13 protein-coding genes are annotated in these 13,240 nt (G+C 68.5%); 7 read left to right on the forward strand and 6 right to left on the reverse strand.

Annotation, left to right across the window (positions count from 1 at the left end; translation table 11 throughout):
- Nucleotides 1-78 precede the first annotated feature (78 nt).
- From E8D38_RS08925 to E8D38_RS08945, 5 genes are all read right to left on the reverse strand, one after another.
- Nucleotides 79-2,391 carry a methyl-accepting chemotaxis protein gene (locus tag E8D38_RS08925; protein WP_140628090.1) on the reverse strand — a complete coding sequence of 771 codons (2,313 nt, stop codon included), beginning with the start codon at nucleotides 2,389-2,391 and terminating at the stop codon, nucleotides 79-81.
- A gap of 59 nt (nucleotides 2,392-2,450) precedes the next feature.
- Nucleotides 2,451-2,978 carry a chemotaxis protein CheW gene (locus E8D38_RS08930; RefSeq protein ID WP_140628092.1) on the reverse strand — a complete coding sequence of 176 codons (528 nt, stop codon included), beginning with the start codon at nucleotides 2,976-2,978 and terminating at the stop codon, nucleotides 2,451-2,453.
- Between the two features lie 28 nt (nucleotides 2,979-3,006).
- Nucleotides 3,007-3,372 carry a response regulator gene (locus E8D38_RS08935; RefSeq protein WP_140628095.1) on the reverse strand — a complete coding sequence of 122 codons (366 nt, stop codon included), beginning with the start codon at nucleotides 3,370-3,372 and terminating at the stop codon, nucleotides 3,007-3,009.
- A 107-nt stretch (nucleotides 3,373-3,479) separates the two neighbouring features.
- Nucleotides 3,480-3,881, reverse strand: a complete 402-nt coding sequence (locus E8D38_RS08940) for a response regulator (RefSeq protein WP_140628098.1) — start codon at nucleotides 3,879-3,881, stop codon at nucleotides 3,480-3,482.
- 63 nt (nucleotides 3,882-3,944) lie between these two features.
- Entirely contained in the window at nucleotides 3,945-4,097 is a 153-nt protein-coding gene (locus E8D38_RS08945; RefSeq protein ID WP_084382701.1) for a rubredoxin, read from the reverse strand.
- 176 nt (nucleotides 4,098-4,273) lie between these two features.
- Here E8D38_RS08945 and thiD point away from each other — a divergent pair, with 176 nt between their 5' ends.
- The gene (thiD, locus tag E8D38_RS08950) at nucleotides 4,274-5,218 is read left to right on the forward strand and encodes a bifunctional hydroxymethylpyrimidine kinase/phosphomethylpyrimidine kinase (protein ID WP_246099411.1); all 945 of its coding nucleotides are present in this window, start codon (nucleotides 4,274-4,276) and stop codon (nucleotides 5,216-5,218) included.
- Between the two features lie 13 nt (nucleotides 5,219-5,231).
- On the forward strand, nucleotides 5,232-6,518 hold the full coding sequence (gene hemL, locus E8D38_RS08955; RefSeq protein ID WP_140628101.1) for a glutamate-1-semialdehyde 2,1-aminomutase: 1,287 nt from the start codon (nucleotides 5,232-5,234) through the stop codon (nucleotides 6,516-6,518).
- 24 nt (nucleotides 6,519-6,542) lie between these two features.
- Here hemL and E8D38_RS08960 read toward each other — a convergent pair whose 3' ends face one another.
- Nucleotides 6,543-8,603, reverse strand: coding sequence for a M3 family metallopeptidase (locus tag E8D38_RS08960; RefSeq protein ID WP_140628105.1), 2,061 nt, complete (start codon nucleotides 8,601-8,603; stop codon nucleotides 6,543-6,545).
- Nucleotides 8,604-8,717: 114 nt separating this feature from the next.
- On the opposite strand from E8D38_RS08960, the gene mpl reads away from it, so the two are divergent.
- The 5 genes from mpl to E8D38_RS08985 all read left to right on the forward strand — a co-directional run bounded on the left by mpl (nucleotide 8,718) and on the right by E8D38_RS08985 (nucleotide 13,211).
- Nucleotides 8,718-10,076, forward strand: coding sequence for a UDP-N-acetylmuramate:L-alanyl-gamma-D-glutamyl-meso-diaminopimelate ligase (gene mpl / locus E8D38_RS08965; protein WP_140628108.1), 1,359 nt, complete (start codon nucleotides 8,718-8,720; stop codon nucleotides 10,074-10,076).
- 6 nt (nucleotides 10,077-10,082) lie between these two features.
- The gene (locus tag E8D38_RS08970; RefSeq protein WP_140628111.1) at nucleotides 10,083-10,436 is read left to right on the forward strand and encodes a YbaN family protein; all 354 of its coding nucleotides are present in this window, start codon (nucleotides 10,083-10,085) and stop codon (nucleotides 10,434-10,436) included.
- The gene (locus tag E8D38_RS08975; protein WP_140628114.1) at nucleotides 10,433-11,038 is read left to right on the forward strand and encodes a YqiA/YcfP family alpha/beta fold hydrolase; all 606 of its coding nucleotides are present in this window, start codon (nucleotides 10,433-10,435) and stop codon (nucleotides 11,036-11,038) included. The genes E8D38_RS08970 and E8D38_RS08975 overlap by 4 nt, the downstream gene beginning before the upstream one ends.
- A 10-nt stretch (nucleotides 11,039-11,048) precedes the next feature.
- The gene (locus E8D38_RS08980) at nucleotides 11,049-11,744 is read left to right on the forward strand and encodes a riboflavin synthase subunit alpha (protein ID WP_140628119.1); all 696 of its coding nucleotides are present in this window, start codon (nucleotides 11,049-11,051) and stop codon (nucleotides 11,742-11,744) included.
- A gap of 66 nt (nucleotides 11,745-11,810) precedes the next feature.
- Complete coding sequence (locus E8D38_RS08985) at nucleotides 11,811-13,211, forward strand: class II fumarate hydratase (protein WP_140628122.1); 1,401 nt, start codon at nucleotides 11,811-11,813, stop codon at nucleotides 13,209-13,211.
- The last annotated feature ends 29 nt before the right edge of the window (nucleotides 13,212-13,240 follow it).

Raw genomic sequence — 13,240 nt, forward strand, 5'->3', positions numbered from 1 at the left:
CCATCCCTTGTCTCAAATGTTCAGCACTCTCTTGGCAGTGCGCCGCCCGAGGGCGGCGCAACAGGAGATTCCGCTTGATCAGCCGATCTTGAATCGGGCCACCGACTGCTTCAACTCCTCGGCGGTCTTGGACAGCTCTCGAACCAGCTGAGCGGTCGATCGCGTGCCCTCACCGGTCTGTTCGGTCACTGCGAAGATGTGCTGGATGTTGGCTGCCACCACGTTGGCCGATTCGGCTTCGCGGGAGGCTTGCGACGAAATGCTGGTAATCAGTTCAGCGAGCTGGCGCGACACGCGGTCGATCTCGCCCAGCGCGGTACCTGCGTTGTCGGACAGCTTGGCGCCTTCGACCACACCCTGCGTCGAGCGCTCCATGGCGGCCACGGCGTCGGCGGTGTCGGTCTGAATGGTCTTCACCAGCGCCGCGATCTGGCGCGTGGCGTCGGCGGAGCGTTCGGCCAGTCGCTGCACTTCTTCCGCAACCACCGAGAAGCCGCGACCGGCTTCACCGGCGGAGGCGGCCTGGATGGCTGCGTTCAGGGCCAGCACGTTCGTCTGCTCGGTAATGTCGGAAATCAGTTCGGTGATTTCACCGATCTCCTGCGACGACTCGCCCAGCCGCTTGATCCGCTTGGAGGTTTCCTGGATCTGCTCGCGCAGCGTGTTCATGCCGCCGATGGTGTTCTGCACCGCCTGCAGGCCGGATTCGGCAGCCTGCAGCGACTGGCGCGCCACCTGGGCCGACTGCTGGGCTTGCGCGGACACGTCGTTGATTCGGCCGGCCATCTGGAGCACCGATTCGCCGGTTTCGCGGATCTCGCGCAGCTGCTCGTCGGAAGCGGCCAGCAGTTCGGTCGACGTGGCTTCCACCTGCTGCGTCGTTTCGGTCACGCGGGACACAGTGCCCTGCACCTGCGACACCAGCGTGCGCAGCTCTTCCACGGTGTAGTTCACCGAGTCGGCGATGGCGCCCGTGATGTCCTCGGTCACCGTGGCCTGTTGCGTCAAGTCGCCTTCAGCGACCGTCTGCAGTTCGTTCATCAACCGCAAAATGGCCGCCTGGTTGGCGTCGTTCACCCGCTTGGCTTCCTGCTCCTGGCGCTCGGCTTCCTGGCGCTGCGTTTCGGCGATGGCCGCACGCTGGCGCTGGTCTTGCAGGTAGGCCATCAGCAGGCCGCCGGCGCCGGCCAGGGCCAGCAGCAGCGACAACACGATCAGCACGATGTTCAGCAGCGAGATGCCGGCGCTGTCGGCCAGGCTTTCCTGCACCTGCTCGAGGCCTTTGCGCAGCGGCTCGCTGTCCGCAATGATCGCCGCCTGCGCTTCGCGGGCGGACACCAGGCCCTGCAGGTTGCCCAGAATGGCGCCGGCCTGGGTGCGGGTCTCTTCGTACAGCTTCATCAGCGCCTCGAGGCGCTCCTTGGTCTGCGGGTCCTTGGTGCCGGGCAGGCGCAGCTCGGGGTTGCCGTCGGACAGGCCCTGCGCGATTTCACGGAAGGAGTTCAAGTCCTTGCCCAGCAGGAACACGGCTTCGGGCGACACGCCTTCCATCGTCAGGAATTCGTTGGCCGACTTGCCGATGCGCTGCGTCAGCATCACGAGCTGGCCCACGGCCGAGAGTTCGGCCGGCGAGGCGTCCTGCTGCAGCTTGAGCGAGGACACGGTCTCGGCGATTTCGAGCAGGTCGGACGACTGGCGGTTGATGGCGCGAAGCGCCTGGCCCACCTGGGTCAGGATCTTCTGCTGGCCCAGCACGGTCTGGGCGTTCTTCTCGGCGCGGTCCACCAGGGGCAGCAGGGGCTCGAGCGTCTGCTGTGCTCCCGCAGGAGCCGGCTCGAGGTCGGCACCGCCGTCCTTCAGGCCACGCACGTTGTGCGCCAGCACCTCCATGCTTTCCTGCACTTCAGGGAAGGCCTGGGGGCTGCCGATCAGCGCCTGCGACACCGACTTCGCGAGCCGCTGCGACTGCATCAGCGCCTGACCGCTGGCGCCCACCTGGGCCGCGCCCTTGGTAGCGGCGTTGATCGAGAACACCGCCGAGGCCACCAGACCCAACACGCCCAGCACCAGCATCCCGCCCAGGATGCGCTGCTGCTGCCCGGTGGACATGTGGCCGATCAGCGGCAGCGGCGCACCAACCTCGCCGGCCTCCGCTGCCTGAATGCGGGTCTCGCTGAATTCGCCCGGCAGCTCCGAAGGCGCCGCCTCCGAGATGATGGACGAGTCCGCGCTCGCGGTCTGGATGGTGGTGGGCTCCATGGCGAGCGTGCCGCCCGGCCCCACGGAGATGTCGTTGTCAGCCGGATAGGCTTCGTCGAAGGGCAGGTCGTCCGATGCGTCGGGTTGCGACTTGGGCTTACCGAAACCCTTGATCTTGTTCAGAAAACTCATAGGCCCCTCTTTTCCTGCTTGCGCTTTTATCTCGCTGATCGATCGATACCGGTGGGCGATCAGCCCACGATCTTGAGGAAGGACTCGTCGCCGGCGAGAGCCGCCAGGCGAAGTTCCTGCCACACACGTCCACTGCTGTCGCGATAGCGACCGCCGACGAATCCAGGCTTGGGTCTGCCTTCGTCGGCGTCTTCTTCCAATTGCTCACGGCTGCGCAGGCCCGAGAGCTTGTCCACCAGCATCGCGCAGTTGATCTCGAGCACCGGGTTGAACGCGATCAGCCGCAGCTGCTCGCGCGCGAATTCATTGGCTGCCTGGCTCTTGAGCCCCAGGAAGCCGGCCAGGTCGACCACGCCGTGCAGGCCGCCGCGCAGGTTGGCCACGCCGAGGAACCAGCCGCTCGTGTGCGGCACGGGCACCAGGGCGCCGAACGGAAAGATCTCGCCGGCTTCGCCCAACGGCAGCAGAAAGCCCTGGCCACCGGACTCGACGGCGAGCCAGGTGGCCGTGTTCGCCTGCGTACGCGCGACCTTCAGGCGCTCGGCCAGACGGCTTTGCAGTTCACGCAGTGCTTCTCGTTTAGCCATTCACGCTGCTCGTTGGTGCTTCTTGTTCTTAGCCGAAGGCCTTGATCTTGGCCACCAGCTCGTCGGCATCGACGGGCTTCACGACATAGTCGCGCGCGCCCTGGCGCATGCCCCAGACCTTGTCGGTCTCCTGGTTCTTGCTGGTGCACATGATCACCGGGATGTCGCCGTAGTTCGGGTCGCGGGTGATCGCGCGGGTGAGCTGGAAGCCGTTGAGGCCGGGCATCACCACGTCCATCAGGATGAGGTCGGGCTTGTCTTCGGCCAGGCGGCGCATCGCCTCGTCGCCGTTTTCAGCCGTGCGCACCTGGTAGCCACGCTTGGTCAGGATTTCGGACAAATAGTGGAGCTCGGTCTTGGAGTCGTCCACCAGCAGGATTTTCTGAATCGGCATGGCTCGTTTTCCTCTGTCAACGGCGGCACTGTGCGGTACCGCCGGCTACTGCTACTACTGCTGCCGGGCGCCCCGGACCGTGTTGCGGACCACCCGCACCCACCGTCTCAGGCGGCCCGCTTGTGCTGCTCCACCGCCTGGAGCAGCTGGTCCTTCGTGAAGGGCTTGGTCAGGTAGTCCTCGGAGCCGACCATGCGGCCGCGCGCCTTGTCGAACAGACCGTCCTTCGACGACAGCATGATGACCGGCACGCGCGAGAACTTCGGGTTGCGCTTGATGATGGCGCAGGTCTGGTAGCCGTCGAGCCGGGGCATCAGGATGTCGCAGAAGATCAGATGCGGTTCGCAGTCATTGACTTTGGCCAGCGCATCGAAGCCGTCTTCGGCCAGCACGACCTCGTAGCCGCCCTGCTTGAGAAAGATCTCGGCGCTGCGCCGGATGGTGTTGCTGTCGTCTATCACAAGCACCTTGGTACCAGCCCCCTGGCCGGCCTGCCCTGCTTCGCTCACGGACGAACTCCTAACGACTTGTGACCCCGCGGAAGAGCGTCCGGGGGGGTTGTAGGCATGCGGCTAAATCTGCACCATCTCGAAGTCCTCCTTGCGGGCTCCGCACTCGGGACAGGTCCAGTTCATCGGCACGTCGGCCCACTTGGTGCCGGGCGCAATGCCATGTTCGGGGTCGCCTGCCGCCTCGTCATAGATCCAGCCGCAAATGAGGCACATCCAGGTCTGCGATTCGCTCACTTAGTCTTTTAGCTTCACTACAATGAATAACGATTGTAGCCACGCGAACTCTGAAAAATCCAAGACTTCGTAGGCACATACGCAACATACCTCACACTTTTCTAGAAGGTCGAACGCGGAAGTTCCGCAGCCCGGCCCACCCCCCAAAGCGCCTGATGACCACCGCCCCCATCGCCCCTTCCGACACCAACCCCGAGGTCCTGCAGGAGCCGCCCGCGCCCGCCTGCGTGATGAGCTTCAACGCCAGCGACCCGAGCGGCGCCGGCGGGCTGGCCGGCGACGTGACCACGATCGCCGCCATGGGCGCCCATGCGCTGCCGGTGGTGACCTCGATCGTGCTGCGCGACACCGCCGAGGTGTTCGAGGCCTCCGAGATCGAGCCCGACACCATCGTCGAGCAGGCCCGCAGCATCCTGGAAGACGTGACCATCTCGGCCTGGAAGGTCGGCTTCCTGGGCAGTGCCGAGGGGGTGAGCGCCGTGGCGGAGGTGTTGTCCGACTATGCCGATGTGCCGCTGGTCGCCTACCTGCCCAACCTTTCCTGGATGGACGAGGACCCGCTGGCCGGCTACCTCGACGCCTTCCGCGAGCTGGTGCTGCCGCAGACCGAGGTGCTGGTGGGCAACCACAAGACGCTCACCGACTTCCTGCTGCCCGAGTGGGAGGCCGAGCGTCCGCCGTCGGCGCGCGAGTTGGCCGTGGCGGCCAGCGAACATGGCGCCCGCTACGTGCTGGTCACCGGCGTGCAGCTTCCCGATCAGTTCATCGACAACGTGCTGGCGTCGGCGCAGGGCGCCATCACCGGCGAGAAGTTCGAGCGTTTCGAGACCAGCTTCGTGGGCGCCGGCGAAACGCTGTCGGCTGCGCTTGCGGCGCTCGTGGCCAGCGGCCAGGAGCTGCACGTGGCGGTCTCCGAGGCGCTGAGCTTCCTCGACCAGTCGCTCGACGCCGGCTTCCGGCCCGGCATGGGCAATGTGGTGCCCGACCGCTTCTTCTGGGCCCTGCCACCGGCCGAAGAAGGCGCGGAAGGCGAGGAACCGCAGGGCGGCCCCGGCGGCAGCGACCCCGACAAGCCGGCCCCCGGCCGCAGCATCCACTGACTTCCCTGCCCCGATGAGCGCAAACGCAAAGCTGTTCGAGCGTGCCCAGCACGTCATCCCGGGTGGCGTGAACTCGCCGGTGCGCGCCTTCCGCGCGGTCGGCGGCACGCCGCGGTTCATCACGCGGGCGCAGGGCGCCTACCTGTGGGATGCCGACGGCCGGCGCTACATCGACTACATCGGCTCCTGGGGCCCCATGATCCTGGGCCATGGCCATCCGGCCGTGCTCGAGGCGGTGCAGAAGGCGGCGACCGACGGCTTCTCCTTCGGCGCCCCCACCGAGCGCGAGATCGAGCTGGCCGAGGAGATCCTGAAGTTCGTGCCCAGCGCCGAGCAGGTGCGGCTGGTGAGCTCGGGCACCGAGGCCGCCATGAGTGCCATCCGCCTGGCACGCGGCGCCACCGGGCGGCCCCGGCTGATCAAGTTCGAGGGCTGCTACCACGGCCATGCCGACGCCCTGCTGGTGAAGGCCGGCTCAGGCCTGGCCACCTTCGGCCACCCCACCAGCGCCGGCGTGCCGCCCGAGGTGGTGCAGCACACGCTGGTGCTCGAGTACAACAACCTCGCCCAGCTCGAAGCGGCCTTCGCCGAGCACGGCAGCGAGCTGGCCTGCGTGATGATCGAACCGATCGCCGGCAACATGAACTTCGTGCGGGCCGCGGTGCCCTTCATGAAACGCCTGCGCGAGCTGTGCACGCAGCACGGCGCCCTGCTCGTGTTCGACGAGGTCATGACCGGCTTCCGTGTGGCGCTGGGCAGCGCACAGAGCCTGTATGCGCAGGCCATCCCCGGCTTCGCGCCGGACCTGAGCGTCTTCGGCAAGGTGATCGGCGGCGGCATGCCGCTGGCCGCCTTTGCCGGCCCGCGCGCAGTGATGCAGCAGCTGGCGCCGCTGGGTCCGGTCTACCAGGCCGGCACGCTGAGCGGCAACCCGGTGGCCACGGCCTGCGGGCTGGCCACCCTGAAGGAAATCCAGAAGCCCGGCTTCTTCGACGCCCTGGCGGCGCGCACCCGCTCACTCGTGGACGGCCTGCTGGGTGCGGCACAGGAGGCCGGCGTGCCGATGGCGGGCGACTGCGAAGGCGGCATGTTCGGCTTCTTCTTCGGCAACGAGCTGCCGCAGCACTACGGTGCCGTGATGGCCACCGACAAGGACCGCTTCAACCGCTTCTTCCACGCCATGCTCGACGGCGGCGTCTACCTGGCCCCTGCCCTCTATGAAGCCGGCTTCGTGAGCGCGGCCCATACGGCCGAGGACATCGCCGCTACCGTGGAGGCGGCCCGCGCGGCCTTGCGCTGAGCCGGGTTCACGCGGGCACGGCACTCAGGCCGGTTCGGCCACCAGCCCGCGATCCACCAGCATGGCCTGCACGTCGGCGTCGCGCCCGCGGAAGGCCCGATAGGCCGCCCCCGGCTCGACGCTGTTGCCCGCGCTGTAGATGTGGCGCTTCAGCCGCTCGGCAATGGCGGGGTGGAAGATGTCGCCGGCCTCGACGAAGGCGTTGAAGCCGTCGGCATCGAGCACCTCGGCCCACATGTAGACGTAGTAGCCGGCGGCATAGCTGTCGCTGGCGAACAGGTGGCGGAAGTGCGGCAGCCGGTGCATCAGGCCCACCACCTCGGGCACGCCCAGGCGCAAACGCTCCTCCCGCTCGAAGGCGGTGATGTCCAGCCCTTCCATCGAGGTCCTGCGATGCAGCGCCAGGTCGAGCAGGGCCGAGCCGACGTACTGCACCGTCTCGTAACCCTGGTTGAAATGGCGCGCCCGCTTCAGGCGCTCGATCAGCGCGTCGGGGATCGGCTCGCCGGTCTGCACGTGCGGTGCATGGCGCTTGAGCACCTCGGGCTCGAGCGCCCAGTGTTCGTAGATCTGCGACGGCAGCTCGACGAAGTCCTGCAGCACGTTGGTGCCCGACAGGCGCTCGTAGGTCACGCTGCTGAGCAGCCCGTGCAGGCCGTGGCCGAACTCGTGGAACAGCGTGCGCACGTCGTCGAACGACAGCAGCGTCGGCGTGCCCGGGGCGCCCTTGGCGAAGTTGTTGTTGTTCACGACGATGGGCAGCACCGCGGAGCCGTCGGCGGTGTTGCGCATCTGCTCGCGATACAGGCTCATCCAGGCGCCGCCGCGCTTGCTCGGCCGCGCGAAGTTGTCGCCGAGGAAGAGGCCGACCAGTGCATCGGTCCCGGCGTCGCGCACCTCCCAGGCCCGCACGTCGGGGTGGTAGAGCGCCAGGCCGCGCTGCTCGACGAAGCGCACGCCGAACAGGCGGCCGGCGCAGTCGAACATCGCATCGATCATGCGGTCGAGCTGCAGGTAAGGCTTCACCTCGTTGTCGTCGAGCTGGTAGCGGGCCACGCGCACCTGCTCCGCGTAGTGGCGCCAGTCCCAGGGCTGCAGCTCGATGGCGTCGCCCGCCGCGCGGGCCTGCGCTTCCAGCAGGGCACGCTCCTCGGCGGCGCGTTCCTTGGCCGGGCCCCACACGCGCTGCAGCAGGCCGGCCACGGCGTCGGGCGTACCGGCCATGCGGTCGCGCAGCGCGTAGTCGGCATAGCTGTCGAAGCCGTGCAGGCGCGCCTGCTCGAGGCGCAGCTTCATGATCTGCGCGGCCAGGGCCCGCGTGTCGCGCTCGGGCACGTGTTCGCCGCGCGAGGTCCAGGCACGCCACGCGGCCTCGCGCAGGTCGCGGCGCTTGCTGAAGGTGAGGAAAGGCGCAATCAGCGAACGCGAAAGGGTGACGACATGGCCGTCGACACCGCGCTGCGAGGCGGCTTCACGGGCGGCATTGCGCACCCAGTCGGGCAGCCCTTCGAGGTCGGCTTCACCGGAAAGCGGCAGGTGGTAGGCCGCCTCGTCGCCCAGCACGTGCTGGCTGAACCGGGTGTTGAGCTCGGCCAGCTGCTGCATCACCTCGGCGTATCGCGCCTTGGCGGCCGGCGCGAGCCGCGCACCGGCCATCACGAAGTCGAGGTGCAGCCGCTCCAGCAGGCGCTGCTGCTCGGCACCCAGCCCCAGGCTGGCGCGCCGTTCGTACAGCGCTTCGAGGCGCTCGAACAGCGCCGCGTTCAGGTACACCGCGCTGCGATGGGCCGCCAGCCTGGGCGCCATCTCGCGCTCGACCTCGCGCAGCTCGGGAGAGCTCTCGGAAGCGCACAGGTTGTGGAACACCGCTTCGATCCGGCGCAGCAGGCGGCCGCTGCGGTCCAGCGCGGCGGCGGTGTTGTCGAAGCTGGGCGGCTCGGCGGTACCGGCAATGCCGTCGATCTCGGCCAGGTGCTGCGCGAGGCCCTGGTCGAATGCGGGCGGGAAGTGGCCAGGCTGGATGCGGTCGAACGGGGGCAGGCCGTAGGGGGTATCCCAGTCCTGCAGCAGGGGATTGCTCGTCATGCGGGGCCTCATGAGCCGGTGATGCCCTGTAGGGCGGAGCCGGCATGGTAAGACGAGTTGGCAAACGCTGCGCGGGCCGCATCCTGCCCGCCCCAGGCTCCTAGAATCGCCCGAATGCACATTCACATCCTTGGCATCTGCGGCACCTTCATGGGGGGTGTGGCGGCACTGGCGCGCGAGGCCGGGCACCGCGTGACGGGCTGCGACGCGGGCGTGTATCCGCCGATGAGCGACCAGCTGCGCGCGCTCGACATCGAGCTGATCGAGGGCTACTCGGCCGACCAGCTCAAGCTGAAGCCCGACGTCTTCGTCGTCGGCAACGTGGTGTCGCGCGGCAATGCGCTGGTCGAAGCCATGCTCGACGCCGGCGCGGCCTACACCAGCGGCCCGCAGTGGCTGGCCGAACACGTGCTGCAAGGCCGCCACGTGCTGGCCGTCGCCGGCACGCACGGCAAGACCACCACCACGTCGATGCTGGCGTGGATCCTCGAACACGCCGGCCTCGACCCGGGCTTCCTGGTGGGCGGCGTGCCGCAGAACTTCGGCGTCTCGGCAAGGCTGGGCACGGGCGCACCCTTCGTCATCGAGGCCGACGAATACGACACCGCCTTCTTCGACAAGCGCAGCAAGTTCGTGCACTACCGGCCGCGCACCGCGGTGCTCAACAACCTCGAGTACGACCACGCGGACATCTTTGCCGACCTCGCGGCCATCGAGACCCAGTTCCACCACCTCGTGCGCACCGTGCCTGCCTCCGGCCGCCTGGTGGTGAATGCCCGCGAGGAGAGCCTGGACCGTGTGCTGCAGCGCGGCTGCTGGAGCGAAAACGTGCGCTTCGGCACGCGCGGCGACGCCCCCGGCTGGCGCGCCCGCGGCGAGCCGCATGCGTTCGACGTTCTCAAGTCCGGCGTGCATCTCGCGCGTGTGGAGTGGGAACTGCTGGGCGAACACAACCAGATGAATGCACTGGCCGCCATTGCCGCCGCCGACCATGTCGGCGTGCCTCCGGCAGTGGCCGCCAAGGCGCTGGGCGAGTTCCGCAACGTCAAGCGCCGGCTGGAGCTGCGCGGCGAGGCCCGCGGCGTGAAGGTCTACGACGACTTTGCTCACCACCCCACCGCCATCCGCACCACTGTCGACGGTCTGCGCCGCAAGGTCGGGCTCGAACGCATCCTGGCCGTGTTCGAGCCGCGCTCGAACACGATGAAGCTGGGCACCATGAAGGCGCAGCTCCCGTGGGCCCTGGAAGAGGCCGACCTCGCCTTCTGTCACAGCGGCGGCCTCACCTGGAACGCCGAGGACGCGCTGGCGCCGATGGGCGACAAGGCCATGGTGAGCGACAACATCGACGAACTCGTGCAGCGCGTGGTGCGCGCCAGCAAGCCGGGCGACCACATCCTGTGCATGAGCAACGGCGGCTTCGGCGGCATCCACCCCAAGCTCCTCGAGGCGCTGGCGGGCTCGCGCCGCTGAAGCTCGATGAAGAAGCAGGTCCTGCTGGCGATCGGCGTGCTCTCGGTGGCGGCCGGCGTGGTGGGCGCCTTCCTGCCGCTGCTGCCCACCGTGCCCTTCCTGCTGCTGGCGGCCTGGTGCTTTGCCCGCGCCAACCCGGCCTGGGAACGGCGGCTGCTGGAGCATCCGCGCTACGGCCCGCAGCTGCGGGCCTGGCGCGCCCGCGGTGTCATCTCGCGGCCGGCGAAATGGGCGGCGGCGCTTTCGCTGCTGTTCAGCGCCGGGGTGGGCCTGCTGCTGCTGCCGGGCGCCTGGCGCTGGGTGCCGGCCGGCGTTGCGGTGGCGGTGGGCAGCTGGATCCTCACGCGGCCAAGTACATGACCGCCCGCACCACCCACCTGCTGTACCTGCACGGCTTTCGCTCGTCGCCGCGCTCGACCAAGGCCCAGCGCATGGCCCGCGAAGTCGAGGCGCTGCGAAGCGCAGGTCGCGAGGTCGCCTGGTGGTGCCCGCAGCTGCCGCCGTCGCCGGCCGCGGCGATGCGCGAGGTGATGGCCGGCATGGCCGGCTGGCCGCGTGACACCACGGCCGTGATGGGCAGTTCGCTCGGCGGCTTCTATGCCACCGTGGTGGCCGAGGCGCTCGGCTGCCCGGCGGTGCTGATCAACCCCGCCATCGAGCCGGCCCGCGACCTGGCCGCCTACATCGGCGAGCAGACCACCTGGCACGACCCGGCCGAGCACTTCCATTTCCGGCCCGAATTCATCGACCAACTGCAAGCGCTGCGGCCGGCCGCCATCACCCGGCCGCAGCGCTACTTCGCCGTCATCGCCAAGGGCGACGAGGTGCTCGACTGGCACGAGATGACCGCGCGCTACGCAGGCTGCCGCATCAAGCTGCTCGAAGGCGGCGACCATGCGCTTTCCGACTTCGATTCCCACCTGCCCGAGGTGCTGGCATTCCTCGGGCTGAACCCTTCATAGCCCCACCACCATGTTCACAGGCATCGTCCAGGGCGTCGCCACCGTCGCGTCCATCACCGACCGCACCGGTCTGCGCAGCTTCAGGCTCGACTTTCCGCCCGGCTTCGCTGCCGAGCTGGCCATCGGCGCCAGCGTCGCCGTCGACGGCGTGTGCCTGACCGTCACGTCCCTGGAAGGTCCCGACGCCGCGCAGTTCGACGTGATGCAGCAAAGCCTTGCCCTCACCACGCTGGGCACGCTGCGCGAAGGCAGCCGCGTGAACGTCGAACGCGCCGCGAAGGACGGCGCCGAGATCGGCGGCCATCCGATTTCCGGCCACGTCGACTTCCAGGCCCGGCTGCTGTCGATCCGCCAGCCCGAGAACAACCATGTGCTGCGCATCGGCGTGCCGGCGCCGTGGATGCGCTATGTGTTCGCCAAGGGCTACATCGCCATCAACGGTGCCAGCCTCACCGTGGCCGAGGCCGACCGTCGCGCCGGCTGGTTCGAGGTCTGGCTCATTCCGGAAACGCTGCGCATGACCACCTTCGGCGACAAGGTCGAAGGCGATGCGCTCAACATGGAGATCGAGCGCGGCACGCAGGTGGTGGTCGACACCGTGCGCGACACCCTGGAAGAACGCCTGGGCCCGCTGCTGCCGGCACTCGAAGCGCTGCTGCGCGAGCGCGGCGTGGCCGTCGAGGAGCTGGCCGGCCCGAAAACCTGAGTCGGTGCAGGGCATGCCGGGCGGCTCATGATGTCGCGCATCCAGCCTCCAGGATGCGACAACACCATGGCCAACCCTCTTTCCTCCGACCCGAAGCACACCCGCATCGAGCGCGACAGCATGGGCGAGCTCGCCGTGCCGGCCGATGCGCTGTGGGGCGCGCAGACCCAGCGCGCCATCGACAACTTCCCGATCAGCGGCGAGCGCATGCCGCCGGCCTTCGTGCAGGCTCTGCTGCTGGTCAAGGCCGCGGCAGCCCGGGCCAACGTGCGCATCGGGGCACTGCCTGCGGAGGTGGGCGAGGCGATCGTTGGCGCCTGCCGTCAGCTGCGCGGCGACCCCGAGCTGATGCAGCACTTTCCGCTCGACGTGTTCCAGACCGGCTCGGGCACCAGCAGCAACATGAACGCCAACGAGGTGATCGCCACGCTGGCCACGCGCGCTCTCGGCACATCGGTGAGTCCGAACGACCACGTCAACTGCAGCCAGAGCAGCAATGACGTGATCCCCACCAGCATCCACGTGAGCGCGGCGCTGGTGCTGCACGGCGAGCTGCTGCCGGCCCTGGGGCACCTGGTCAACGTGCTCAAGCACAAGGCACCCGCGGTGCACGAGCATGTGAAGACCGGCCGCACCCACCTGATGGATGCGATGCCGGTGCGGCTGAGCCAGGTACTCGACGGCTGGGCGCAGCAGCTGCTGCAGGACATCCGGCAGCTGCACCACCTGATGCCGGACCTGCAGGCGTTGGCGCAAGGCGGCACCGCGGTGGGCACCGGCGTCAACGCGCCGCCGGGCTTCGCCGCCGCGTTCTGCGAGGCGCTGAACGAGGAGACCGGCCTCAGCTTCCGCCCGGGCGACAGCTATTTCGCGCTGATGGGTTCGCAAGACACCGCAGTCGCGCTGTCGGGCCAGCTCAAGACCACCGCGGTATCGCTGCTGAAGATCGCCAACGACCTGCGCTGGATGAATTCCGGCCCGCTGGCGGGCCTGCGGGAGATCGAGCTGCCGTCGCTGCAGCCCGGCTCGTCCATCATGCCCGGCAAGGTGAACCCGGTGATCCCGGAAGCGGTGGCGATGGTCGCCGCGCAGGTGATGGGCAACGACACCACCATCACCGTGGCCGGCGGCAGCGGCAACTTCGAGCTGAACGTGATGCTGCCGGTCGTCGCCCGCAACCTGCTCGAGAGCCTGGCGCTGCTGGCGCGGGCCAGCCGGCTGCTGGCCGACAAGGCCATCGCCGGCTTCAAGGTCAACGAGGACGCCCTCCAGCAGGCGCTCGCACGCAACCCCATCCTGGTGACCGCGCTGAACCCGCTGATCGGCTACCTCAAGGCGGCCGAGATCGCGAAGCAGGCGTATGCGCAAGGCCGTCCGATCATCGACGTGGCCGACGAGATGACGGACCTCGGGCGTGACAAGCTCCAGGCACTGCTGGACCCGCGCAAGCTGACCGGCGAGGGCTGAACCGGGGCATCGGTGAAAATGCGCCGGAT

This window comes from Methylibium rhizosphaerae (assembly GCF_006386545.1).
In the GTDB taxonomy this organism is placed as follows: domain Bacteria; phylum Pseudomonadota; class Gammaproteobacteria; order Burkholderiales; family Burkholderiaceae_C; genus Pseudorivibacter; species Pseudorivibacter rhizosphaerae.